Source organism: Clostridium sp. DL1XJH146 (genome assembly GCF_054819755.1).
The window spans coordinates 49,784-75,200 of the sequence record NZ_JBTVVN010000002.1; the positions used below are offsets into that span (position 1 = coordinate 49,784).

General features: G+C 27.3%; 21 protein-coding genes and 1 riboswitch. Of the genes, 9 read left to right on the forward strand and 12 right to left on the reverse strand.

The features are described 5' to 3' along the window. Nucleotides 1-36: 36 nt before the first annotated feature. Entirely contained in the window at nucleotides 37-1,689 is a 1,653-nt protein-coding gene (locus ACVHXK_RS01755) for a nucleoside kinase (protein ID WP_461204627.1), read from the reverse strand. Between the two features lie 306 nt (nucleotides 1,690-1,995). Here ACVHXK_RS01755 and ACVHXK_RS01760 point away from each other — a divergent pair, with 306 nt between their 5' ends. The 3 genes from ACVHXK_RS01760 to fba all read left to right on the forward strand — a co-directional run bounded on the left by ACVHXK_RS01760 (nucleotide 1,996) and on the right by fba (nucleotide 4,153). Continuing rightward, a complete protein-coding gene (locus ACVHXK_RS01760; RefSeq protein WP_461204628.1) occupies nucleotides 1,996-2,673 on the forward strand; it encodes a DUF421 domain-containing protein in 678 nt (225 codons plus the stop codon). A gap of 44 nt (nucleotides 2,674-2,717) precedes the next feature. Continuing rightward, nucleotides 2,718-3,098 (forward strand): DUF4363 family protein, encoded by a 381-nt coding sequence (locus tag ACVHXK_RS01765; RefSeq protein WP_461204629.1) that lies wholly within the window; start codon nucleotides 2,718-2,720, stop codon nucleotides 3,096-3,098. 128 nt (nucleotides 3,099-3,226) lie between these two features. After that, nucleotides 3,227-4,153: a class II fructose-1,6-bisphosphate aldolase gene (gene fba, locus ACVHXK_RS01770; RefSeq protein WP_461204630.1), complete on the forward strand. Its 927-nt coding sequence runs from the start codon at nucleotides 3,227-3,229 to the stop codon at nucleotides 4,151-4,153. A 61-nt stretch (nucleotides 4,154-4,214) separates the two neighbouring features. Here fba and ACVHXK_RS01775 read toward each other — a convergent pair whose 3' ends face one another. Together ACVHXK_RS01775 and ACVHXK_RS01780 are read right to left on the reverse strand one after the other, a co-directional pair. After that, complete coding sequence (locus ACVHXK_RS01775) at nucleotides 4,215-5,252, reverse strand: nucleoid-associated protein (protein WP_461204631.1); 1,038 nt, start codon at nucleotides 5,250-5,252, stop codon at nucleotides 4,215-4,217. An 83-nt stretch (nucleotides 5,253-5,335) separates the two neighbouring features. After that, nucleotides 5,336-5,830, reverse strand: a complete 495-nt coding sequence (locus ACVHXK_RS01780; protein ID WP_461204632.1) for a DUF6106 family protein — start codon at nucleotides 5,828-5,830, stop codon at nucleotides 5,336-5,338. A 123-nt stretch (nucleotides 5,831-5,953) separates the two neighbouring features. On the opposite strand from ACVHXK_RS01780, the gene ACVHXK_RS01785 reads away from it, so the two are divergent. Further along, nucleotides 5,954-6,490 (forward strand): class IV adenylate cyclase, encoded by a 537-nt coding sequence (locus tag ACVHXK_RS01785; RefSeq protein ID WP_461204633.1) that lies wholly within the window; start codon nucleotides 5,954-5,956, stop codon nucleotides 6,488-6,490. 139 nt (nucleotides 6,491-6,629) lie between these two features. Here ACVHXK_RS01785 and ACVHXK_RS01790 read toward each other — a convergent pair whose 3' ends face one another. Next, the gene (locus ACVHXK_RS01790; RefSeq protein ID WP_461204634.1) at nucleotides 6,630-7,886 is read right to left on the reverse strand and encodes an MFS transporter; all 1,257 of its coding nucleotides are present in this window, start codon (nucleotides 7,884-7,886) and stop codon (nucleotides 6,630-6,632) included. 236 nt (nucleotides 7,887-8,122) lie between these two features. Here ACVHXK_RS01790 and ACVHXK_RS01795 point away from each other — a divergent pair, with 236 nt between their 5' ends. Further along, a complete protein-coding gene (locus tag ACVHXK_RS01795; protein WP_461204635.1) occupies nucleotides 8,123-9,052 on the forward strand; it encodes a M15 family metallopeptidase in 930 nt (309 codons plus the stop codon). Nucleotides 9,053-9,117: 65 nt separating this feature from the next. Here ACVHXK_RS01795 and galE read toward each other — a convergent pair whose 3' ends face one another. The 3 genes from galE to ACVHXK_RS01810 all read right to left on the reverse strand — a co-directional run bounded on the left by galE (nucleotide 9,118) and on the right by ACVHXK_RS01810 (nucleotide 13,462). Continuing rightward, nucleotides 9,118-10,128, reverse strand: coding sequence for a UDP-glucose 4-epimerase GalE (gene galE / locus ACVHXK_RS01800; RefSeq protein WP_461204636.1), 1,011 nt, complete (start codon nucleotides 10,126-10,128; stop codon nucleotides 9,118-9,120). Between the two features lie 91 nt (nucleotides 10,129-10,219). Further along, nucleotides 10,220-12,328 (reverse strand): amino acid permease, encoded by a 2,109-nt coding sequence (locus ACVHXK_RS01805; protein WP_461204637.1) that lies wholly within the window; start codon nucleotides 12,326-12,328, stop codon nucleotides 10,220-10,222. Nucleotides 12,329-12,541: 213 nt separating this feature from the next. Beyond that, nucleotides 12,542-13,462 (reverse strand): ketopantoate reductase family protein, encoded by a 921-nt coding sequence (locus ACVHXK_RS01810; RefSeq protein WP_461204638.1) that lies wholly within the window; start codon nucleotides 13,460-13,462, stop codon nucleotides 12,542-12,544. A gap of 317 nt (nucleotides 13,463-13,779) precedes the next feature. On the opposite strand from ACVHXK_RS01810, the gene ACVHXK_RS01815 reads away from it, so the two are divergent. Beyond that, a complete protein-coding gene (locus ACVHXK_RS01815) occupies nucleotides 13,780-14,799 on the forward strand; it encodes a GGDEF domain-containing protein (protein WP_461204639.1) in 1,020 nt (339 codons plus the stop codon). Nucleotides 14,800-14,855: 56 nt separating this feature from the next. Here the strand turns inward: ACVHXK_RS01815 and ACVHXK_RS01820 are convergent, their stop codons facing one another. The 3 genes from ACVHXK_RS01820 to ACVHXK_RS01830 form a co-directional block, all read right to left on the reverse strand. Next, nucleotides 14,856-15,623, reverse strand: coding sequence for a folate family ECF transporter S component (locus ACVHXK_RS01820; RefSeq protein WP_461204640.1), 768 nt, complete (start codon nucleotides 15,621-15,623; stop codon nucleotides 14,856-14,858). A gap of 59 nt (nucleotides 15,624-15,682) precedes the next feature. Beyond that, nucleotides 15,683-15,785: riboswitch (THF riboswitch) on the reverse strand. 188 nt (nucleotides 15,786-15,973) lie between these two features. Next, nucleotides 15,974-17,215 (reverse strand): arginine deiminase, encoded by a 1,242-nt coding sequence (arcA, locus tag ACVHXK_RS01825; RefSeq protein WP_461204641.1) that lies wholly within the window; start codon nucleotides 17,213-17,215, stop codon nucleotides 15,974-15,976. Between the two features lie 133 nt (nucleotides 17,216-17,348). Further along, nucleotides 17,349-18,632, reverse strand: coding sequence for an O-antigen ligase family protein (locus tag ACVHXK_RS01830; RefSeq protein ID WP_461204642.1), 1,284 nt, complete (start codon nucleotides 18,630-18,632; stop codon nucleotides 17,349-17,351). Nucleotides 18,633-18,852: 220 nt separating this feature from the next. On the opposite strand from ACVHXK_RS01830, the gene ACVHXK_RS01835 reads away from it, so the two are divergent. Together ACVHXK_RS01835 and pelG are read left to right on the forward strand one after the other, a co-directional pair. After that, nucleotides 18,853-20,874: an NAD-dependent epimerase/dehydratase family protein gene (locus ACVHXK_RS01835; protein ID WP_461204643.1), complete on the forward strand. Its 2,022-nt coding sequence runs from the start codon at nucleotides 18,853-18,855 to the stop codon at nucleotides 20,872-20,874. Nucleotides 20,875-20,899: 25 nt separating this feature from the next. Further along, entirely contained in the window at nucleotides 20,900-22,213 is a 1,314-nt protein-coding gene (gene pelG / locus ACVHXK_RS01840) for an exopolysaccharide Pel transporter PelG (protein ID WP_461204644.1), read from the forward strand. 330 nt (nucleotides 22,214-22,543) lie between these two features. Here the strand turns inward: pelG and ACVHXK_RS01845 are convergent, their stop codons facing one another. Beyond that, nucleotides 22,544-23,704: an NAD(P)-dependent malic enzyme gene (locus tag ACVHXK_RS01845; RefSeq protein ID WP_461204645.1), complete on the reverse strand. Its 1,161-nt coding sequence runs from the start codon at nucleotides 23,702-23,704 to the stop codon at nucleotides 22,544-22,546. Nucleotides 23,705-23,854: 150 nt separating this feature from the next. Further along, nucleotides 23,855-24,097 carry a hypothetical protein gene (locus tag ACVHXK_RS01850; RefSeq protein ID WP_461204646.1) on the reverse strand — a complete coding sequence of 81 codons (243 nt, stop codon included), beginning with the start codon at nucleotides 24,095-24,097 and terminating at the stop codon, nucleotides 23,855-23,857. Nucleotides 24,098-24,418: 321 nt separating this feature from the next. Between ACVHXK_RS01850 and ACVHXK_RS01855 the strand changes: the two genes are divergently transcribed. Beyond that, nucleotides 24,419-24,571, forward strand: coding sequence for a hypothetical protein (locus ACVHXK_RS01855; protein WP_461204647.1), 153 nt, complete (start codon nucleotides 24,419-24,421; stop codon nucleotides 24,569-24,571). Nucleotides 24,572-25,417 lie beyond the last annotated feature (846 nt).

The window sequence follows — 25,417 nt, forward strand, 5'->3', positions numbered from 1 at the left end:
TTACGAATTGTGCATTACGAATTGTGCATTGCTCTCCTAGTATTCATAAAATACACTTCCGCCAAAAAATTCCTTCAATATAGAATTTCTAGGCACCAAATCGGCATCTATGTCTTTAAAGAAATGCAGAAAACTTACCAATCTTTTTGCTTCATAATAAACAGCGCTATCCTTATCTATCTTCTCTAATTCAGGTTCAGCATATTTTTTAAGTACACATAATTCATATACTAAAGTAGAATTGAACATTACATCTGCTTCTTCTTGATATGGAAATATATTTTTTTCTTCCCCTTTTTTAATTGATGGCCACATCTTCAGTGTATCCTCTGCACTATATCCTCTTGACAGATAATCTCTAACTATTCTCCTAATCCTTCTTACATCTGTAGTAGCTATTCTATTATGGTTATCAAGATTTAATTGAGTAAGAGCACTTATATATATTTTAAATTTATTTTCCTTATCTATTGATGAAGTAAGCATTTCATTTAACCCATGAATCCCTTCAATTAGAATAACGCCATTTTCTGGTAAAAAAATATAATCTTCTTGCCATTCTCTGCTACCATTTAAAAAATTAAATTTAGGTAAAATTACATTTTCTCCATTCATTAATTGGGTAAGTTGCTTATTAAACAATTCAATATCAAGAGCGTAAATTGATTCAAAATCATAATTACCATCTTCGTCTTTTGGCGTTTTTTCTCTTTCCACAAAATAGTCATCTAACGAAATTTGAATAGGAACAAGCCCATTCACCATTAGCTGAATAGCTAACCTTTTAGTAAAAGTAGTTTTACCTGAAGATGATGGTCCCGCTATTAAAACAATTTTAATTTTTTCCTTGTCTGATATCATATCTGCAATATTGGCTATCTTTTTTTCATGCAAAGCTTCTGCTGTCAAAATCATTTTCATATTATCATTACTCTCTATCCTATCATTTAAAGCACCTACATAGGAAAGGTTCAATATATTTCCCCATCTTTCTGTTTCTCTAAAGATCGACGCTAACTTTTTATGCTCTTCAAATTCAGGAAGTTTTTCTGGTTCATCACTTGTAGGGTATCTTAAAATAAATCCTGATGCATAAAATTTCAAATCAAAGCATTTTATTATACCTGTAGATGGTGCCATTGGGCCATAAAAATAATCATATCTTCCTTCTAATTCGTATAGATTCACTTCATTTGAATCAACATGCCTTAATAGGCTTAACTTATCATCCATTGCATAACTTGAAAAAATTTCTACTGCTCTCTCTTTTTTTACTTTGACTTTATTAATATTGATATTCTTTTCTATTATTTTTCCCATTTCTTCTTTAATTAACACTATTTCTTCTTTAATTAAATTGGATTCCTTGGATATTTCACAATATAATCCCTTGCTTAATGAGTGCTCTATAGTCACTTTTGCTTTATTAAAAATATTATTTGCAGCTTTTATTAATATAAACTGAAGTGTCCTTACATATGCTTGCATTGCAATTCTATCTCTTATATCTATAAGTTCTATATTGCAATCTTCATTAATATCATGAGTCATTTCAGCTAATTTACCATTTAACTTAACCAGTGTCACAGGAATATTTTTCTTTTCTATCTCCTCTTTTACAATATCATAAATCTTTTTCTCTCTATTAATTTCAATTAGTTCACTATTGTTTACTCGCACTTTATACATCTCTTGTATCCTCCATTTATGAATTATTATCCAGAAATTATCAAAAAAACAATTTCATTCTCTTCGCTATTATCATTATACGAGATAAAAGAGTTTTTTGTCATATATTTTTTTTATAATAATACTAATATTTTTTCAATAAATAGAAAAAATATTAGTATTATACGTACTTAATTACCGTCTTATGCCTAGAATCTTTAATTCAATTAGTTTAAACATTTTGCGTAGTAAAATATTCTATAATTGCAAATTGTAAATTTCACATTGCAAATTATTATTTAAAATAAAAAATAAAGGTGTGTTGTAATGTTAACAGTTATGATTAGATCAATAATACTATATACTATTGTTGTTATTACCATGAGACTCATGGGTAAAAGACAAATAGGTCAACTTCAACCCTTTGAACTTGCAATTGCAGTTATGATATCCGACTTAGCATCTTTACCAATGCAAGACTTAAAGATACCATTAATATATGGGATAATTCCAATAATCACTTTATTATTCCTGCAAACAATAATAACTTTTATTGAACTAAAAAGCGAAAAATCAAGATCAATTATATGTGGAAACCCCAGCATTTTAATAATGCATGGGAAACTAGATATAAGTGAACTCAAAAATCAAAGATTAACATTTAATGACCTTATTGAAGAACTTAGATTAAAAGGCTTTTATAATATTAGTGATGTAGAATTTGCAATATTAGAAACAAATGGACAGTTATCAATTATTCCCAAGACAAAACTCACTCCTGTTTCTAAATGCGATCTAAACATACAATCTCTTCAAGAAAATTTACCTATTACATTAATACTAGATGGAAAAATTAACTATCAAAATCTAAAGTTAATAAAAAAAGATAAACAATGGTTAGACTCCATTTTATCAAAGAACAATATTACTGACGTAAAATCCATTTTTTTTGCCCTATTAGATTCTAAAAATAATTTTTTCTACCAAACGAAAAAAGATAATTAAGTATTCTCAATATTGTTTTAAGTTTTTTTATATTAGGAGGTAAAATGAAAAATATAATTATTTCAATTCTTATTTTCACTACGTTAGTATGTTCAATTATAATTACTAAAGAAATACAACACAAAAAAATAGATACTTATATTAGTAAGCTGAATAAGGTATCTATTCTAGTAGAAGAAGCAGCCTGGGACAATGCGCAATTTCAAATAAACGAAATACAAAATAACTTCAATTATGAAGCTGACTATATATCAATAATATCAAGCAACGAATATGTTGATGAAATACTTTCTTTGATTAATGATTTAGATTACTATTCTAAAGAAAAAGATATTAATAAAGCAAATTTCTATGTAAATTCTATAATAAATGATTTGCAACATATTCAAGAAGTACAATTTGTAAATATAAAAAATATTTTTTGATTATTTTTACAGTATAAATTATAATTAAAATGTGGTAATACTGAAAGATTTATATTATAATATAATTATATTACATGTCCCACTGGGACATTTTGTAACCAACTAAAAATTGGAAGGTGGAATTTAAAATGGCATTAGTTACTACAACTGAAATGTTCAAAAAAGCATATGAAGGTAAATATGCAATTGGAGCTTTTAACATTAACAATATGGAAATATTACAAGCTATAATTAGCGCTGCAAAAGCTAAACAATCACCTGTTATTGTTCAAGTTTCAAAAGGCGCTATGAATTATGCTGGCCCTAACTACCTAAAGGCTATGGTTCAAACTGCAGCAGATGAATCTGGTATTGATATTGCACTTCACTTAGACCACGGTCCTGATTTAGAAACTGTCAAAGTTGCTATAGATGCCGGCTTTACATCTGTAATGTTTGATGGTTCTCACTTTGACTATGAAGAAAATGTTTCTAAAACTAAAGAAGTTGTTGAATATGCACATTCTCGTGGAGTTGTTGTTGAAGCAGAACTTGGAGTTTTAGCTGGTGTTGAAGATGAAGTATCTTCTGATGTTCATGTTTACACAGATCCAGAGCAAGCTGTGGATTTTGTTAACAGAACTGGTGTAGATTCATTAGCTATAGCTATTGGAACTAGTCATGGTGCTTTTAAATTTGAGGGTGAAGCAAAATTAAGATTTGATATTTTAGAAGAAATACAAGCAAAACTACCTGGATTTCCAATAGTTCTTCATGGCGCGTCTGCTGTTGATCCTGTATCAGTTGCAACTTGCAATGAATTCGGTGGAAAAATCCCAACAAAAGCAAAAGGTGTTCCTGTTGAAATGCTAAAAAAAGCTACTGAAATGGCAGTATGTAAGATAAATATGGATACTGACATTAGATTAGCTATGACTGCTGCTATAAGAAAAGTATTTGGCGAGAAACCAGCAGAATTTGACCCAAGAAAATACTTAGGACCTGCTAGAGATTCAGTTAAAACTTTAGTAGAAGGTAAAATTGATAATGTATTAGGATCTGCTAATAAGCTATAATCCTACATACAAAAAAAATTGAATTTAAAGTGAAAAGCTGTTGGAAATCATCCAACAGCTTTTATTTTTCTAAATAATTACTTATTCCTCTAATAGTCATATTTATAGTTCCATCACCATTTCTTTGTATTACAAACCTACTATTATCATGATAGGTTTCCTCATCAAGATAAATATCGACATCTTTATCTACTTTTAATCTTACTCTTTTGAATTTTTTTTCTAACCAGTTTTTATCAATTTGTATTTTTTCATCAACACCTTGTTCTTTAATATATTTTATAAATTTCTCTTTTTCTTCTTTATTATCTCCTAATATTTCTTCTGATACCTTTTCTATATCAACTTCTTCTACTTCTTTTAATTGTTTCTTTAAACCAGTCCTCATTATTTCTTGCTTAACGGCATTTTCCTTATAAGTTTCCCTAGTCCATTTTTCTGCTGCTTTTACAAAAAGCTTAGTAATATCTCTATCATTGTCAACTACATAAGAACCCAGATAATTCATAACAAAATAATTTGCTCCATACTCTTCATTTTTATCAGTTTTAGCCTTCTTATCAAGAAGAAGTAAATCATATTCGTTATCTTCTTGAATTTTTTTTATAAATGCACATTTTTGAATTCTCTGAGAATTTGAAGGAAGACCCGTATATTGAGGAACAATATTAATTCCTATTCTATCCTCTAAAAAATCAATAGCATGAATATAATTCTTAATATAATCCATCTTCAAAACGCCTAACATAGGACCAAATTCTGTACTGAAAGAAACCACAACTAAATCACAAGATGGTATATTACCTTTTGACCTCATTAAAACAAAAAGTTGCCTAGCTAATTCCTTTGATGTTTCAAGAAAATCAGCTGCTCCATTCAAATATTCTTGTGATATCTCTTTAACTAAATTTCTCTCTCCATTAAAAAATGCATATTTTAATTCTTCATCTCTAAGTGCTTTTTTAATATGCTTTTCTAAATAAAAATATAACTCTTCATCTAATTTCAATGTGAATTGATTTAAAACTACTTCATCAGCATTGTTATCTAATATATGGACAACGGCTTCATTAATTGATATATCTGTAATATATTCCATACTATCACCTCATAAAAAATACTTTCTTATGCAATAAAAAAATCCAATGCTATTGGATTTCTTTTATTACTAATATTTTTTTACTAATATTTTTTTACTGCTCTAGGATTTAACTTAAAACATAAATTTAAAAATTTTTCATCTGGTGCAAATTTTAACATTTTCCTATTTGATCCCATTGTTATCATAGCAGTATATATTTTACCATTATAACTAGATGGAATGCAAGTAATTACCTCTTTAGGTTTATTGCTAAAATCATTAATAAAATCACTATTTTCTAAAGCTAATAATTCAACATCTTTAATGTTAAATGTAATAATTCTTTTTCTTTTCTTCATTTCATAAATTTTATCAATATCAATTTCCCCATTTGTAAAATCATACTCATACTCAACATATAGATTTTTTTTATAGAAAAACATAACCACAGAGACTATTATGAAAACTAAACCCAAAATAAGGTTAACCGAAAGTATTAGTAATCCAATGATTCCTACTATGTACACAAAAATATTAACAATTTTATATAACGTTGATTTTTTTGTTGTTAATAATAATTCATAAAACTGATCCATATCAATTCCTCCTGTTGCAATTAAGTTAATTTATTAATAAAATAATTATATCACAATTATATTTAATAGGAAATCATAAATGAATATCGAAGTAATTATGCTCAACTTTCTGGAGGTAAAAAAATGCATGAAATAGAAACAAGAATTGTAGATATCAATGTATGTGAAATCAGAGAAAAACTAAAATCATTAGGCGCTAAATTAGTAAAAAAAGAAAATCAAATTAATAACATATTTGATTTTAATGATGGGAGCCTTCTAAAAAATAAAGGATATGCAAGAATTAGAATTGTTGAAGATTGCTTAACTAGCAATACAACTTCTTATATGACAACCAAAAAATTATTAAGTCAAGAAAACTATAAAATAATGGAAGAAAACGAAACAATAATTGCGAGCCCTATAGAAGGAACAAAAATTTTTAAATCTTTAGGCTTAGCATTAGTACATTCAATCAAAAAGTATAGAGAAAGCTATCAATATAATAATACTCTCATAGAAATTGATATCAACGATAAAGATTTTTTCCCACTTCCTTACATAGAAATAGAAAGTAAATTTGAAAATGAAATCCAGCAAGTAGTAACTTTACTTGGATATACAATGTCTGACACAACTTCTCAAACAATTTATGAACTAAAAAAACAATATAATATATAGGTTATAGCTCACAGTTCGCAGTGCACAGTTCACAGGTTATAGTTCATAGTTCACAGTGAACTGTGGATGATTTTACTTTCATACTATTCAATAGCTATAAATATAAAAAGTAGCTATTGAAAGCTTTTTTATAATTAATTCATTTTTTGCTATTTATCTTTTTATCTAAACTTAAGAATCTGTTAGCAATCAATATAAAAACTCCTATAAATAAAAACATTATTTGCAAAGAAAATTTATCACTTATAAATCCTAAAAGTGGCGCAAAAATCATTAGGAATAATGATTTCAGTTGACTATCCACCGATAATACAGTAGCTCTTTGACTTTTATTCATATGATCTCCAAAAGTGTCTACAACCAAAGGACGTCTGGCATCTTTAAGCAGATACATTACAAAATAAACTACTATAATTAAAATTGTTAATTCATTTCTTATTCCAAAAGAAATAATTATGCAAAATATAGCCATAATATCGAAAAAAAGCCCCATCAGCTTATAAGAATCCATATATTCATTAAGCTTATATACATTTTTAGATGCCATAGAACTAAATATGTAGAAAACACCGTATACAATTCCTAAATAGATAGTAACTTTATCATCCTGTGTAAATCCTTTAAATTGCAAAATCGTTGTTGATAAAATTATTGTACTTAATATAGGTTGTATATAATCTTTTATACTTTTAAATAATCCATCATATAATGATGAACTTATCAAAATTTTATTCAATTTTTCTTGTGAAAATATACTTTTCAATTGAATAATGCTTTCCTTAAAAAATCCTCTGAATTCCGTTTTTTCCCTTTCATCTAAACTATTTGGATATGTCCATATAAGTAAAAAATCTAAAATATATGGAATTATACATATTAAAAACACCCACCTTACTCCAGGTAGATTTAACACAAATACAATTGAAAGAAAAGCTGAAATTGCTGAACCAATTAAAGAAAAAGACCTTGTCCTGCCATATACAAAAGCCTTGTATTTAAACCAATCCTTTTGCTCTAAATATGAATATATCATTGCTTTATGAGTTCCAGACCTAAAAGCTTCTCCTAATCCAAAAAAAATCATAGCAATTATTAATACAAAATAATTAATACCTATAAAGAAAAAAACAAATGAAATAATATAAAAAGTAAAACACATCATCAATTCTCTTTTTTTCCCATAGTTATCTGCTATAATACCTGAAGGAACTTCAAATATATATGTTATGAACTCTCTAATAGATATTAATATACCAATTTGAAACAAATTCATTCCCAAACTTAGAAGATAAATAAGTAAATATGGTTCAAAAAATCTCAAATTTTTCAATAACCCATAAAAACAAAACTTCCATATTTGTTTATCTCTTTTTACTTCTAAATATATACTCTCCATAATTGACCACCTGTCATGTATTTATATATAAATATTACCACCTAATCGCTATGATTTAAACTATTTATTATTTAATTATTTTTTATAGAGCGATCATTCTAAAGAGAGTATTATTTTAAAAAATACTTATGCTTAATTACTATATATAACTAAATTTCTAGTCTAATTGCTTATAAATACTTAAAATGGTAAAATAATAGAGTAAAACTTTATTTTAAAATGGAGGCTCTTTATATATGAAAAAATTATTACTGTTTATAGTAATTTTTATACTGCCATTCTTACCTGCTTGTTCTAATAATTTTGTAAAAAATAACTCCAATAAAATTAATATTAATAATTCAAATTCCAATATTGAACCCACCGTTGACAACAATCAAAATAACAACAGCAACTCAATTATGGACAATATAGATTTAGAAGCTAAATCAAATTCTTCTGACTATACAGATAAAACAGAAAATACGTCTAATATAGCTAATACAGAACATGAAAATCAAAAAAATACAGAAAAAGAAACTGAAAAAGATACTTTAATAGCAGAGGAAGAATACTTATTGCCTGAAGGTTTTGTTTATGTAAAAGATATAATCCCAAATATTATTTTAGAAATGAGATATTCTACTGAAAATAACTTTACAGGACGAGTAGTTGATGGATATTATGCTAATAAAGCAATTCTCACTGAAGTTTCCTGTGTGGCACTAGAAAAAGTTCAAGAAGAACTATCTCTCCAAGGTCTAGGGCTAAAAATCTTCGATGCTTATAGACCTCAAAAAGCTGTGAATTGTTTTGTGAATTGGGCACAAGACTATTCTGACACTATAATGAAAGAATATTATTATCCAGAAGTAGCCAAAAAAGATATTATTTCTTCTGGGTATATTGCAAAAAAATCGTCACATTCAAAAGGCAGTACTGTAGATTTAACTATTATTAATTTAGAAACAAAAAAAGAACTTGATATGGGTAGCTCCTTTGATTTTTTTGGAATTCAATCACATTTCTCTTATAGCTCTTTAACATCAGAGCAACTTGAAAACCGTGAAATTCTTAAAAATACTATGGAGAAATACGGATTTAAATATTATAAAAATGAATGGTGGCATTATACTTATATAAACGGACCGTTCCCCAATACTTATTTTGATTTTGATGTAAAATAAAAACAGATGGCATGAAATATATTTCATGCCATCTGTTTTTATTTACTCATTGTATTTTATATTCACTATTCATACCCTTTAGGATTTTTTAATTGCCAATTCCATGAATCTTTACACATATCATCTATATTTCTAATTGCTTTAAATCCTATTTCTTTTTCAGCAAAAGAACAATCAGCATAACATTCCGCTATATCTCCTGGTCTTCTTTCAACAATCTTATATGGTATTTCCATTCCTGCTGCTTTTTCAAATGCTTCTCTTATTTCTAAAACACTATAGCCTTTTCCTGTACCTAAATTATAAGTTACTAGTCCAGGATTGGTTTGCAATTTTTTTAGCGTTTTTAAATGTCCTACAGCTAAATCAACAACATGAATATAATCTCTAACACCTGTTCCGTCCTTCGTTGGGTAATCACCACCAAAAACGCTCAATTTTTCTAGCTTACCAACAGCAACCTGAGCAATATAAGGCACTAGATTGTTTGGTATACCATTAGGGTCTTCTCCTATAAGACCACTCTTATGTGCCCCTACAGGATTAAAATAACGTAGTATTCCAATGTTCCATCTTTGGTCTGCCTTATATATATCTCTAAGCATATCTTCTATCATAAGTTTTGTTTTACCATAAGGATTTGTTGCACTAAGAGGAAATCCTTCTTTTATTGGCACTGTATTAGGATCGCCGTAAACAGTTGCTGAAGAACTAAAAACAAAATTTTTAACATTCATTTCTTGCATTACTTCTAGTAAAATAAGCGTACTAATCAAATTATTACTATAATATCTGTGAGGTATAGAAACCGACTCACCTACAGCTTTTAAACCTGCAAAATGGATAACCGCTTCTATATTATTAGATAAAAATACTTCTCTTAAAGCTACTTTATCCATAACATCTATTTTGAAAAAATCAAAATCTTTTTTAGTTATATTTTTAACCCTTTCTAATGATTCTTCGCTACTATTTATAAGGTTATCTACAACAATAATATCATATCCCTCATTAAGTAATTCCACACAAGTATGACTACCTATGTAACCTGCTCCACCTGTAACTAAAACTGTCATATTTATACCTCCATTTATGTATATTCAATGTATATTTTACCACAACATACATATAAAAACATCATATAGACTTCATATAAAAAGTATAATCTTATACCAGCGCATTTTCCAAACCAGAATCTTTAATGTATAGCATACTTCCATCTATTTTGAAAGCTATATTGTGTATATCTTCATATTCAGGAGGCATTCCTAATATAGTTAAATCTGCTTTTTCTCTAAATACCAAATCATTAAAAGAACCTACTAATACTTTAACTTTTGTATTTACAGGTAATCTTGCATCATCAACTAATTCCATCATTTCTTTTATTATTACATCTGCTCCATCTATTTTATCAGTTACCCTTATTAGTGTAAGGTTAGCATTCCAATTCTCTTTAAGTTTTACAGCAGTTAAAATAGCAAGATTTAAATTAGGACTATTGGATCTAACCCATAAATTTATGCTTTTCCTTTCCCCAAATTCTTTATCAGGATGAATTCTAGCACAAATAATACCAATATTATTACTATCTATATTATATAATATCTTAATTAATTTTTTTCTTTTCTCTTCAGAATTACTCAAAGTAAATAATACTGAATTAGGTGGCAAAAAAGTCTGTTGTAAACTCTGCATTACAATTGGAAATTGAGAATAAAAATCTTCCCCTTTTACAATTATTTTATTTGCAAATAAATTCTTTTTTTTGAATTTATCTAGCTCACTATCTATGTATGATTCTTGCATATCGTCATCATTTCTAATACTTAAATAATACAATCTTCCTGATGGGAAAATCATATCTCTAACTAATGGGAGTATTTTACTAAAATCCTGAGAATCCTCTACTGGAATAAGTACTGACGGTTTCCAAAGTCTAGGATGATACGGCATTGACATTGCCTTTTGTCCTGCCCATTCTGCAAGCATAGTAAATATACCTCCCCTTACATCGCCCCATGGTGATTCTAAATTTTTCTTTTTTAGTAATGCATAAATCAATATTACTACTATTATTGTTACAATTGCGAAAATTTTGTTGATTAGCAACATTGAAAACATACATCCTATAAATCCAACTACAGGAACTATAGTAGGAATTGCCATAGTAGGTCTAAAACTAGTTATTCCACTTTTCTTTTCTAAAAAAGCTACTAAGTTAATCATCCCGTAAGTTGTTAAGAAAAATAATGTTAATATTTCTGCTAGCGCATTAAGATTACTTCCAAGCAATATAGTTAATGAAATTAAAGAAGACACAATTATTGCATTTCGCGGTTCGCCATTCTCTGACTTTTTGGCAAGAAACTTAGAAAAGAAAATAGCTCTGTTTTGTGCAAGTGCATTCAAAGTTCTTGGTGCTCCTACCAATGTGGAAAGTGCAGAAGAAATTACAGCCCCCAACACTCCAACAATAACCAATACCGGGATATTTACCAATTCAAATATTAATGAACCATTATTTAAAAGTTGTGCTTCTGTGGCCTGATGTGCAAACCAATAAGCCATTATAATATATACTGCAAATCCAGTAGAAACTGCTGCAAATGTCCCTTTTATTATACTTTTCCTTGGACTCTTAAGTTCTCCTGACATAGTAACTCCAGCTAAAACACCTGTTACTGCTGGGAAAAATATAGCAAAAGTATTCCAAAATGATTCTTGCCCAAACCTCCCAACGAGAAAAGTTGCTGTAACTTCAGGGGATGTAGTTCCCAGTAAAAAAGCTCCAATAGAAACAACAACAGCTACAAGAATAAAATATTGAATTTTAAACGCCAATTCGGCACTTATATATGAAATAATAAATAAAACTAACCAAATAGCAAAACTAATAACTTTTACATTTGTATTTGGAAAAAAATTCACCCAAACTTCAACGAAACCAATAATATAAAAAGCTACTGAAAAAGCTTGTGAAAAATAAAGAGGTATTCCAACGGCTCCTCCCCATTCTAACCCTAATGAACGACAAATAATTGCATAAGCTCCTCCATCTTCAATTTTAAAGTTTGAGACTATTGTACTCATTGAAAAAACAGTACTAAAAGTTATAATATGAGCAATAATTATTATCACTAAGGCCCCTAAAAATCCTGAATTACCAACAACCCACCCGAGTCTTAAATACATTACAACACCAAGTATTGTAAGAAGTGTAGGCACATATACCCCATCAAAAGTACCTAATTTTTTTTGCTTAGTTTTGTCCATATTATTGCCTCCTGCCTTTCTACCGTATAGCTATGTAAATCCACATTATACTTCATCTTAATAATTTCTTTCTATTATTATACCCTAATACACACCATTTTCAAACAATTCTCTTAGTATAATTAAAAACAAATTTCTGCCTTAAAACCCGTTGCTAAAATCATTATATAATAAGTGAAAATAATAAAGCTACGCAAATGCGCAGCTTTATTATTAATATCTTTGTTCGATAGTTTTTATCATTCTTAACATCATGTCACTTACAGGTGTTTTAATTCCGTATTTCCTGCCCATTTCACAAACAGATCCAGCGAACATTTCAACTTCTGTTTTCCTTCCTGCTTCAACATCTTGTAACATTGATGTTTTTCCTTGTGGTGATAATTTGTATAAAATATCTTCTGTGAATTTTTCTATTTCCCCATATTCTAAATCCACTCCTACACATCGACTAATCTCCACTACTTCCTTCATAGCCTCGATCATTATTTCTTTAGCTTCTTTTACCTTCTGGAATACTCCATAAGGTGCTCTCATAATTGCTGAAGGTTGATTTGTGCCAACATTAACCATAAATTTCCACCAAAGATCTTTATACATATTTTCAGGGATTTTATATGGCATTTTTGCATTATCAAATGCTTCCTTAACTAAAGCAACATTTTTTGATAATTCTTTATTATTCTTATCGCCAAAACTAATGTATCCAAGATTACTATAGAATATTTTACCATTTTCTCTTACTGCGTCAACTTCAACACATATACCATATAATATATTCTCCATATTGTACTTTTTAGCTAATATTTCTTCTGAAGAAATTCCATTTAACAAAGATAATATAATAGTATTTTCTCCCACAAAATTTTTCATATCTACCATGGTTTGCTCTAAATGCTGATACTTTACAGCAACAATAATTAAATCAAGAATTTCTTTATCCTCTTCTGCTCTTAAATATTTAAAATCATATTTTTTCTCATTAATTATAATGCCATTATTTGTGTATCTATTAATCCTTTCATTGCTTGCTATAATTTTAAAATCTAAATCTGTATTCTCTACTATTTGTGCACAGTATGACGCTCCAATAGCTCCTGCACCTATAAGACCAATTTTTTGTATTTTTTTCACAATTTTCCTCCTTGTTAATAACTATACTTTTTCAATTCGTTTACCTACTAATTTCTTTTTCATTCATTAATTATATCATACCTAAATACTATATTTATTACTAAAGTAATAAAATTTACAACTTATTTTACTATTATTTTCATTTATTCTGTAATATACTGTGTATATTACATTAATATTTAGAAATTTTTCATTTGAACAGAACTAATAAAAATAAACGATAATTTCTATTTTGAATGAAAAAAGATTAGCGAAAAAAAAAGGATTTTTGATTTATTTATAGAATATTTTAATTAAATACACAAAGGAGTTAAAATATGAATAACAATAAAGTACTTCTCAATTCTACAATAATAAAATTAATCTCCTTCGCTATTTTAGTACCATTACTTTTCTTTGCGTCAGATTATACAGCTGAAACTAAAAAGCTTATAATAATAGTTGTCCTTCTTGGTATATATTATCTAGTGTCATCAATTTTTATCTATAAATCATTTCCAATAAAAAAGTATTTCATTAAATTATTACCTTATACAGATATTCTATTTGTAACCTATCTTATTATCCTTAGAGGAGGATTACGTTCAGATGTTTATATTATTTATATAGGACTTATAAATTTTTATACTTTAATCTCTTCAAAATTGACTATAATACTCATATTTATTTTTTCCATGCTAGGATATATTTTTGCATCTATTTTCTATACTCCTAATGATCTATATAGCACTGGTAGACTTATAATAAGATTAGTTTATATTGCAATAGTATTTTCAATCAATTTTTCTATAAAGAATTTCTATGTAAGTACTAACAATGATTTAATATTAGAAAAAGCAAATGCAAGAAGAGACCCTTTAACAAATCTTTGGAATAGACTCATGTTAAACGATTTAATAGAGAATTTTGACATCAACACTTCTTACGGCTTAATACTTTTAGATATTGATAATTTTAAAAGTATTAACGATACCTACGGTCATCAATTTGGTGATAAAGTAATCATATCTGTAAGTCAACACATTGTAAGTTTCACAGGATGTCAAAATTATTGCTTCCGTCTAGGAGGAGATGAATTTCTTATAATGCTCCTAGATAAAGATGAAGAGAACTTTATTTCCTATATAGGGAAAGCAAAACATTACTTGTCCTCTACCAAAGTAAGATACAATTCACAAATAAAAAACATCCACTTGAGTATAGGCTCTGCTTACTGTATTAATAATGATTTTGATAAGTATATATCTATTGTAGATAAAGAAATGTATAAAAACAAAGCTTATAATAAAAATAAATCTTGTAATAAAAAAAAGAGCTCCAAGAATGAAACTCTTTAATCATATTATTTGTTAATTAATCTCTTTGACAATTTATTAGTGTATTGTACATTAAATTACACATATTTATAAACTTTACAAATAGTATAAATAAGTAATGAATAAGTTGGTATTATAACAAATGCAGCAATTATCCGTCCTGGTATAAATACTAAAAATCCTTTGCCTGGAAATAAAAACGTAAGCCAAAATGTATTTAAAACTAAAGAAATAAACATGTACACTATTGAAACCACAAACATAATTTTATCTACCGAATATTCAGCCTCTTCTTCTTTAAACTTATTCCAAAATATAAAAGGTAAAAATGCAAATATCAAAATAATTATAAATATTGCCATAACAACGATTATAGGTAATTTACCATCATATAGGTAAATTACTCCTTCATTTATGCTAAGTACATTGTTTTGAAACATTATAAAAATAACACTTATAACTAGCGATAGGGTAACTATAACATTAACCAATTTGAAATTTAATTTAATTTTTTTTCTACTAAGCAGATTTATAAAGATCCCCGGCATTGCTCCCATCAATGTTGCACTAAAAGTAAAACCTGGGAAATATGCCCCCATAGGATTAACACTATACCCTACTATATCTGCAACAAATCCTGTCATCCCACCAAATAAGGGCCCCAAAAGAATTCCTGAAACGATAATCGGAATATCGCCAAATCCTATTCTAAGAGCAGACATCCCCGCAATGGGAATTATTAGTGATAAAAATCTCGTTAATACAATACTAATAGCCGTTAGTAATCCTGCTAAGACAACTTTTTTTGTATACAGTTTGTCTCTCTTCTTTGCAATTTTGAACATAAAAAACACTCCTTCATTTTATTATTACGACAGGAGCCATTACATTAATATTCTAATGTTACAGCGGAAGCGAAAAAGTACCGCGGCAAAGTTACTAACTTTCCCTTCGTTTAAGAGCGACTTCCCATCTCTTAACACTTAACGCACTTTTCCTACTCTGTCTTACAAAAATTACAATGTTTATTTGCAATTTCCCTTGCTAAAATAATATAATAAATATTCTACTAAGTCAATTAAAACAAAAAAATAGTCCGAGTTTACTCGGACTTAAGTGCGCTATTCTCTATTAGAGAATTAAATAGTTTGGAGTTTATTGAAATAATCTTGCCACTAATACTTAAATTTAAAATCTATTTTATTTCTTTTCTACAAAGTGGCATGCTCATACATCTTGGACCACCTCTTCCTCTTGAAAGTTCCGAACTTGGAATAACATGTATTTTTACTCCATTTTTCTCTAATAATTCATTAGTTACATAATTTCTATCGTACACAATAACTTCTCCTGGGGCTATTGCCAAAGTATTAGATCCGTCATTCCATTGTTCTCTTGCTGAGTGAATAATGTCACCATTTCCGCACCTAATCAAAGAAATATCCATATTTAAATTCTTTTCTAATATTTTTTTTAGTGTATCTTTTTCTTTGTCAACTTTAAGCTCATCTTTTGACCCTTCCTTTGCACTTATTTTATAAACAGTAAGTGGCTCTTCTATTTCAGGGTGTATTGTAAATTTATTATAATCAACTTGAGTAAAAACTGTATCTAAATGCATAAATGCCCTCTTATTTGGTATATGGAAAGCTAAAATAGTCTTAAACGGAATAGTTTCATCGAATATTATTTTTTTTGCAAGTTTTTCTACTGATGTAGCCTCTGTTCTTTGAGAAATACCTACAGCTATAGTTTCAGAATTTAATATTAAAACATCTCCACCTTCTAAAGAAGAATTTTCATATCTATTAAACCATTTAGGTATTTCTTTATTTTTAAACATAGGATGATGCCTAAATATGTATTTTGCAAATATCGTTTCCCTATTTCTTGTTTCTGTTTTCATTTTATTTAAAGCAATACCACTTCCAATAGTAGTAAAAGGATCTCTTGTAAAATATAAATTTGGCAGTGGATCAATAACAAACGGATAAAATTCAAAAATCATTTCACTTAAAGCAGAAAATTTATATCTACTTATTTCTTTTTTTCTAATACCTGCCATAAGTTTTAAAATTAACTCTTTTTCATTAAATTGTTTAAGATATTCTTTAATGTATTTTTTCAACCCCTCTGATTCTACTCCAGCTTCATATAAAAAGTCTTCAATAAAAAAGCTTCTTATCTCCTTATTTTCCAAAGTTTCAGCGGCCAAATTTTCCAAATACAATACTTGAACCCCACATTTATTTAATGTTTCAGCAAAATAATCATGCTCTTGTTGTGCTATTTTAAGATAAGGAATATCATCAAATAAAAGTCTCTCCATCATTTCTGGAGTTAAATTTTCAAGCTCCTTGCTCGGTCTATGAAGCAAAACCGTCTCTAATTTTCCAATTTCTGAATTTACATTTAAATTAATATTATTAATTTCCATATTACATCTCCTTTTACAAAATACAATATATTAATATTATCACATAGTACTAATTATAGCTTATACCATATTGTATCCTTTTAACATAATTTAATATTATTTAAATTTTATTTTATTGCAATAAAAAAAGTGACTATGTCACTTTTTTTTGAGCCTGTTGTATTTTATTATAACCTTTATTTTCATAATAATTAGTCTTTATCACGCTATTAAATCTCATTATTTCATATCTAACAGGTCTATCAGTTTGCAAATTAAATATATACTCTAACATATTAAACGTATTTGAATTTGAATAAATATTATATTCTACTGCTAAATTTTGAATAAGTGTTAAACATACGAAAAACATAATCCCTGCTTGTGGATTATATATTGTACAATCTACAAACCCTTGTCCGAAATTAAAAGCTAATACAGCTCCTAATAGTGCTGCAATATCACAATTGTTTTTTCTTAAATCTATTATATCTTTAACAGCTTTAATGATAATATTCAAAAATATGCCTAACCCCACTATGCCCATTGTTGTTGCCATCGTTAGTATAAGATTATGTGCATGTATTTGATTAATATTATTATCAAAATATATTCCTAATAATCCACATCCCATAATCGGTTTTTTTATAAACAAATAAATACATTTTTCCCATATGCCCATTCTTTTAATCAACGTATCATAAAAACTATTTCCTCTTATAAAAAGTTCAGGCCGTTCTAAACACAATAGAATTCCTGCCGATAGCAATAGTCCTAAAAATACAGATTTTTCTTTATTTCCTTTAATTAAATAATAAACTATCAAAGCTATAACTAGCCCTAAAATAGCCCCTCTAGATTCAGTAGAAATCAGAGCTAGAAAACAAACTACAATAGATAAAGTATATAAATTTCTATATTTTGAAGCCTTTTTCATAAGCAAATATATAGAAATCAAAATAACTATACCATACCATGTTCCTGCAACATTTTGATTACCAAAAGTTCCTGTAACTCTTGGACTAAATATAAATTCATCAAAATGGAATTGACGAATCCCAAACAAATCTAATATAAAACTAGATTTTCTATGAAATAATGTTACCCTATCAATAATAGCAATTGCAGCTGAACCTATTGAAAAAACAACAACAGTGTGTAGTAATTTATCAATTTTATATTCTTTATTATAATAATTTTGGATATAAACAGATAAAATCAAATAAAACAAAAAAACAAATGAAGCAATAACAGAATATATATTCTTATTAACCATTCCAACAAAAACAGACCATAAAAACAGCAAACATAAATTTATATTTAATTTGTTTTTTTCAAATACTAATTGCTTATTTTTAGAATATATAATAATTATAAATATAGCAACTATAGATAAATATGGTGAATACGTAATCATAAAAACACTGATAGGTAGCATTGTTTTACCTCTCTTTTTTACACTCTAATTTACTATAAAATTACAAACCTTCTATATTATAATGCCATTTTTAAGTAATTTGATTAAAATTAAGTTACAAAAAAAGTTTTACATTTCATTTATTTAAAGTATAATTAGTTTAAATAAATATAATAATAAGCTTTTTTGTCCTTAAATGCAATTATTTGTAAATTACTATTACACAAGGTGGTACAATACAATGAAACTCCTAATAACTGGTGGTTATGGTTTTATTGGTTCTTCTATAGCCCAAAAATTTTATCAAGAAGGTTACAAAATTTTTATAATTGACAATTTGTCTACAGGTAAAAAAGAAAACTTAAAGATAAATCATAAATTTTATAATCTAGATATTAATGATTTAAAATGCGAAAAAATATTCAAACTTCATAAATTTGATTTAGTTATCCATGCTGCAGCAATATCTGATAAAGACTTAACCCAAAAAGATATTTATGCTAATAAATCATCAAATATAATGGGACTTGTTAATATTCTTCAATTATCAGTTAAATATAATGTAAAAACTTTTGTATACCCTTCATCAGCAGAAGTTTATGGTGAAAACACAATGTCATCTATAGATGAGAAAATCAAAACAAAAGCTATCAGCCCTTTAGGATTAGAAAAAACTATTGGCGAAAAATTATGTTTAGAATGGAAAGACCTTTATGATTTAAATATAATTATCTTCAGAATTGGAAATATATACGGTCCAAAACAAAATATATATTCAGATTCTTTTCTTTTACCTTATTTAATGGAAAGGATATACTATGGCGAGTCAATTCCTTTAGGTGAATTAGGAAATAAAAGATTTAATTTGCTTTACATTAGCGACCTATCAAATTCTATTTATAGTGTCTCTAATTTATCTTGCAAAGAGGAGACATGTTTATTTGCAGATGATGAATTGCCTATTATAAATATATCCTCTAAAAAAAATTACTCACTAGAAGAAATCTTAAAAATTTTATCTTCTAAAAAAAAGCTCTCTAAAAAGAAAACCAATTTTACACCTTATATTAACTTTGTTGATATGAATACAAATAAATTAAATAGAATTTATAATCAAAAGGAAGAGTTTTCTATTAATGATGGTTTAAATTTACTACACAATTGGTATAAAGAACAGAAAAGCTCTAAAAATAAAAAAAATAATACACTTACAATGATAAAAGACTTTTTTACTCCCGAAAACTCATATGTACCTATACTTGTTAACATTTCATTATTTTTAATAATTTTTGCTTTTAATTATATGTTTCCAAACCAATTCAGACTACAAATAACAGATAATATTGATATTAATTATCTTTACATAATTTTAATTTCAATTATATATGGCAATAAGCAATCTATACTTTCAATTATCTTTTCTATATTCACCTATATTGCCAACTTTCTATTTGTCGGTGGTAATTTTTATGCATTAACATACAATAAAGCTCATATTATCCATATTGCTTTTTATATAATTTTAGGCAGTATTGTTAAATTATTCATTACTAAATATAAAAATATAATAAATAATCAAAAATATGAGTTATCAACTCTAGATAGCAACTATAAACTATTAAATGAAATATATTATGAAGCAATATCGTCAAATAAAAATATTGAAAACGAGGTTACTGTTTCTCATAAACCTATTATTGAAAATCAAATTACTGCTTCTAATAAACTTAATATCACAGATAAATATATAAAAGGAACTCAAATATTAGCACCTTTGGTTTTCAACAATATTCTTCAATCTTTTGAAGAAAAACGAATTACTTATAATATAGATTATGTATTAATAAAAATTGATGATATACCAGAAATTTATAATAAGAATAATAATACAACCGCCAAAAAAAGAAATTCATTATTAAAACCCATTAAGACTCCTTTTAACTTAAATACACAGAAAACACAAGAAAATAAGATATCATCTGAGGAAAAAAACACTTCAACTTTTTATAATACAGATACAAAAACTTCTTCAAATAATAATGATAAAGTTATAGATTATTCTGCCCTATATATGGATATTTCTATTTTTCTTAGACCTAATGATTATATTGGAATTGATAGGAATAATATAATCTATATTGCTTTATCTAACACAAACAAACAAACAGCAAATGTATTACTATCAAGACTTAGAAGCAAAAATATTACTTCACATTTTATTAATACTAATAAAAATACCATTGTTAGCTTAATTGAAATATAACACAAATTGAAGGATGATGATAATAGTGGCAGTAACAGCATTTGAATACAAAAAAATATTTAGTAATAAAAATCAATACTCAATCTTAACTTTTTTAGGGCCTTTATTAATCAGTTCTATATTACTAAGCATTGTAAAACTAATTTTAGATCTTGCAAGTCCATCTTTTTCAGATAATAAATTATTTATGGCTTCTATAATATATATTTTTATATTCTCACAATTAGTAACTTCAGGCTTTTCCTCTTTTATTTTTAGGTATATTTCAGATATGCTATACATTAAAGATTTTGAAAAAATAATTTCTTCTTTTTACGGAATAACACTACTATGCTTATCTACAGGATCATTGTTTTCTATTATTTTTTTCTTTAAATCTCCATTATCATTGCTTATTAAAGCAACTACTTATATCCTTTATATACAGCTCATTATTATATGGCTGCAAACTACTTTTCTCACTGTACTAAGACAATATATGAAAATATGCAAAAGTTTTTTTATAGGTTTAATTGCAATAACTATTTCTAGTTTTGTATTAATAAACTTTACCGAATGGCCTTTAGTTTTTTCTCTATTAACAGCCATGAATACTGGAATTATTATAACTATATCTTTACTTATGAAGTATCTAAACAAATTTTTTAGGGTTAAAAATTTTGAAAACACTTACTCTATATCCTCAAATAAGTTTTTTGAAAAATATTTTGATTTCATAAATTACACCAAAGAATATTCTACTCTATTTTTTATTAACTTTATTTTTACTTTATCACTATATATTCATATTTTTATGTTTTGGTATAGTGATTTTAACATAATAATTAGTGATACTTATCTCTTAGCTACAAAGTATGATGTTCCTGCATTCTTTGCTTTAATTACTTCAATACCTGCTATGTTATTATTTATTAGATATATCGAATCTACCTTTTATGTTAAAAACCAAAATTCTAATATTTCAGTAGGATTAAAAAATATAATGAATATTCAAATTTTAGTAACCTTCATTCTTTTATTACTAGGTTATGTTTTTTTACCTATGCTAGGATTTACCAATGATATGCTAGCCATATTCTCACTTTTAACTCTAGGTGCATATTGTAGTATATTCATTCTTATATCTATACTTATCCATCTTCACTTTGATAATAGAAAGAATCCGCTGATTATTTCTCTCTCATTTTTAATAACAAACATCCTATTTACAGGAATCTCAATTTGGGCTGGACCAGAGTATTACGGACTTGGCTACTTAATTTCTGCTCTACTATCTGTAATCATTTCTGGTTTAATGCTAAAAAACTACCTAAGAAAACAATATTCCCACAATCTATAAAATAGATTTAATTCAATGCACAGCTTTAATTCAATGCACAATTTTAATTCAATGCACAATGCACAATGCACAATGCACAATTATTGATGATTCTCCTCGTTCCTCGGAGAATCTTAAATTTTTTTGAATGTTAAATAAATAAAAACGTTAATCAATAGAAATAATAAAAAGCAGTAGATAAATTTGTTTAAACAATCTATCTACTGCTGCTAAAATTTTTTTATCTTTGCCTCTTTTATTAAATTAAAGAAATTTTTTAGCTCCGCTAAAAAATTTCCTCCTTAATTGTGCATTGTGCATCGTGCATTGTGCATTTTCTTTTAAATGTTTTTAATTGCTTTTCATCCCTGCTTCTATAACTGCTTTTGCAACAGCATCCACAATAGAAGAATCTAAAGGTATTGGAAGTATGTAATCATCACTTAATTCATCTTCTTTAACTAAATTAGCTAGTGCCATTGCTGCTGCTAATTTCATTTCTTCTGTTATTTTAGGTAATCTAGCTTCTAGAACTCCTTTAAATATACCTGGGAAAGCTAATACATTATTAACTTGGTTAGGATAATCTGATCTACCTGTAGCAACTATTCTTGCCCCAGCTTCTTTAGCTAAATCAGGCATTATTTCTGGTACAGGGTTAGCTAAAGCAAAAATCATACTATCTTTATTCATGCTTGCAACCATTTCTTTTGTTACAATATTTGGTGCAGATACTCCTATAAAGACATCTGCTCCCTGCATAGCCTCTTTCAAATCACCTTTTAAATTAAATGGATTAGTCTTTTCAGCCATTTCTTTTTGCTTATAATTTAACCAATCTGCTTCTTTATTTATAATTCCAGCTTTATCACACATTACTATGTTCTTAATACCACCATTTAGAAGCATTTGAGTAATTGCTACCCCGGCTGACCCTGCTCCATTTACTATAACTTTAACTTCATCAAAAGATTTATTAACAACTTTTAGTGCATTAGTAACAGCTGCTAGTGCTATTATAGCAGTTCCATGCTGGTCATCATGAAAAACTGGTATATCTAATTCTTCCTTTAATCTATCCTCTATTTCAAAACATCTCGGTGCTGAAATATCTTCTAAATTAACACCACCATAAGCGGGTGCTATAAGTTTTACTGCTTTAACTATTTCGTCAACATCTTTAGTATCTAAACAAATTGGAATTGCATTTACTCCAGCTAGTTCTTTAAATAAAATAGCTTTACCTTCCATAACAGGAAGAGCTGCTTCTGGTCCAATATCCCCAAGACCCAAAACTGCAGTACCATCTGAAACAACTAAAACTGTATTGCCCTTCATTGTGTATTTATATACATCATCTCTATTTTCTTTAATCCTCAAACAAGGCTCAGCTACCCCTGGTGAATAAGCAATTGACAAATCAGTCAAGCTCTCAATTTTAGCCTTTGAAGTAACTTCTAATTTACCTTTCCATTCTTCATGTTTTTTTAATGAAATTTCATTTATATCCATAATTGCCCCCTTCTTTTTAATAAACAGTTCACAGTTCACAGTTCACAGTTCACAGTTCACAGTTCACAGTTCACAGTTCACAGTTCACAGTTCATTTTATCATAAGGGTATGTTTAAAAAAAGATTTTTTTGTGATATTTATGCATAATATTAATCCTTCAAATTAATCTTCTCAAGCAAATAGTACAACAGTTTTTCATCCCTAGTTATTACCTCTGCATTACAAATCATACCTGTTTTTAGTTCTGAAACTTCTCCCTTGTGACTTTCTAAAATATTATTTTCCACTAACCCTTCTGCTATGTAGTAGCTTGCTCCTGATTCTTGGTCCATAGTTGCATCTGGACTGATTTTAACAAGCAAGCAATGATTCTCCGCTTCGCTTCGAATCATTGCAAGGACCCTCGAGGGTAATTAACATTTTATGAACAATTATGTAAATATATGTTTAAAAGTAGTGATTTTTCACTACTTTTATTTTTTTATCACTATTTCCTTTTGCCTCTCTAAAAATCTTCACAATAAAAAATTCAAATTCCCGATAATACTATTTTTCGGATGATTTCAAATTATTTAAGCTTAATTAGATAAAGAAATTTTTGTCCCGCAAAAATTTCATCCTTAATTGTGCATTGTTTTAAAACTTTCTTTTGGCCAAGGGTTTACATATTTGTTTGAATAATTTAGAATTAAAGGAGGTAAATGCAAATAGTTTTGAATTATAGTGGTGCTTTTTGTGAGTTGGGCTATGATGAGTTGGAAGGTGTTAACGGAGGATCTGCGATATTAATATCATTAATAGAAGCTTTAGTAGCATATTTAGATTACAAAAGCTATTATCTATCTAAAGTTATTAGGTGTAATTAAATACCATACCTTTAGATAGATGATTTTTTAAATATCACTTTCTTGAAAGAATGAATTTAATGCTAAAAGAAAAACAAGAATACTATCCAAAGATTATTAATACAATATTAATTTTATTTACTTTTTTATTAATATCATTTATATTAGACATTTCTTACTTAAGAATATCTAATAATTCAAACAATGTATCACTATCAAATAGTGTAATTCAATCATTTTCTCTTATAATTATTATTTTATGGCTAAAAATACAATATAAAATTTCTTTTAAGGATTCCTTGACTATAAAATATGTTACATTAAAAACAACTTGTATTTTGTTATTAACTATTCTTGCACTAGGAATTAATATTGATTTATTATGTTATATATTAACTTTGATTATTCCTATCACTTATTTTTGGGTTGAACTTTTTAATGCAGTTTTCAATCCACAAAATAAAAATATTTTATTCTTTTTAAGCATTGTAATAATAGGTCCAATAATTGAGGAACTTCTATTTAGATGATTAATCCTTAAAGGATTCTTGAAACATTATTCTGCTAAATATTTTAAGCTTAGTAGTATTTATATTTGGAATTAAAACATTAAACAAGCTATTCACAAAAGATGCTAACCACTAGCAATCAATAATTATGTAAATTACTTTCAATTATAGTTCGGAGGTTTATTGTGTCAAACAAAAAAATTAGTTTTTTTATGATAATATTACTAGTTGTATTAAATATATTACTGGTATGTTCTTTTATATATTTTATCATTTTTAATAATCTGTATAATCATAGTATTATTTATATAATTGCTTTTGTGGTTATCTTACGAAATGATATCTATGCCTATAATAA

Coding starts and splice junctions, on each gene's coding strand:
- ACVHXK_RS01755 (WP_461204627.1), bottom strand. CDS start 1,689: ATGTATAAAGTGCGAGTAAACAATAGTGAACTAATTGAAATTAATAGA.
- ACVHXK_RS01760 (WP_461204628.1), top strand. CDS start 1,996: ATGTTAACAGTTATGATTAGATCAATAATACTATATACTATTGTTGTT.
- ACVHXK_RS01765 (WP_461204629.1), top strand. CDS start 2,718: ATGAAAAATATAATTATTTCAATTCTTATTTTCACTACGTTAGTATGT.
- fba (WP_461204630.1), top strand. CDS start 3,227: ATGGCATTAGTTACTACAACTGAAATGTTCAAAAAAGCATATGAAGGT.
- ACVHXK_RS01775 (WP_461204631.1), bottom strand. CDS start 5,252: ATGGAATATATTACAGATATATCAATTAATGAAGCCGTTGTCCATATA.
- ACVHXK_RS01780 (WP_461204632.1), bottom strand. CDS start 5,830: ATGGATCAGTTTTATGAATTATTATTAACAACAAAAAAATCAACGTTA.
- ACVHXK_RS01785 (WP_461204633.1), top strand. CDS start 5,954: ATGCATGAAATAGAAACAAGAATTGTAGATATCAATGTATGTGAAATC.
- ACVHXK_RS01790 (WP_461204634.1), bottom strand. CDS start 7,886: ATGGAGAGTATATATTTAGAAGTAAAAAGAGATAAACAAATATGGAAG.
- ACVHXK_RS01795 (WP_461204635.1), top strand. CDS start 8,123: ATGAAAAAATTATTACTGTTTATAGTAATTTTTATACTGCCATTCTTA.
- galE (WP_461204636.1), bottom strand. CDS start 10,128: ATGACAGTTTTAGTTACAGGTGGAGCAGGTTACATAGGTAGTCATACT.
- ACVHXK_RS01805 (WP_461204637.1), bottom strand. CDS start 12,328: ATGGACAAAACTAAGCAAAAAAAATTAGGTACTTTTGATGGGGTATAT.
- ACVHXK_RS01815 (WP_461204639.1), top strand. CDS start 13,780: ATGAATAACAATAAAGTACTTCTCAATTCTACAATAATAAAATTAATC.
- ACVHXK_RS01820 (WP_461204640.1), bottom strand. CDS start 15,623: ATGTTCAAAATTGCAAAGAAGAGAGACAAACTGTATACAAAAAAAGTT.
- arcA (WP_461204641.1), bottom strand. CDS start 17,215: ATGGAAATTAATAATATTAATTTAAATGTAAATTCAGAAATTGGAAAA.
- ACVHXK_RS01830 (WP_461204642.1), bottom strand. CDS start 18,632: ATGCTACCTATCAGTGTTTTTATGATTACGTATTCACCATATTTATCT.
- ACVHXK_RS01835 (WP_461204643.1), top strand. CDS start 18,853: ATGAAACTCCTAATAACTGGTGGTTATGGTTTTATTGGTTCTTCTATA.
- ACVHXK_RS01845 (WP_461204645.1), bottom strand. CDS start 23,704: ATGGATATAAATGAAATTTCATTAAAAAAACATGAAGAATGGAAAGGT.
- ACVHXK_RS01850 (WP_461204646.1), bottom strand. CDS start 24,097: ATGATTCGAAGCGAAGCGGAGAATCATTGCTTGCTTGTTAAAATCAGT.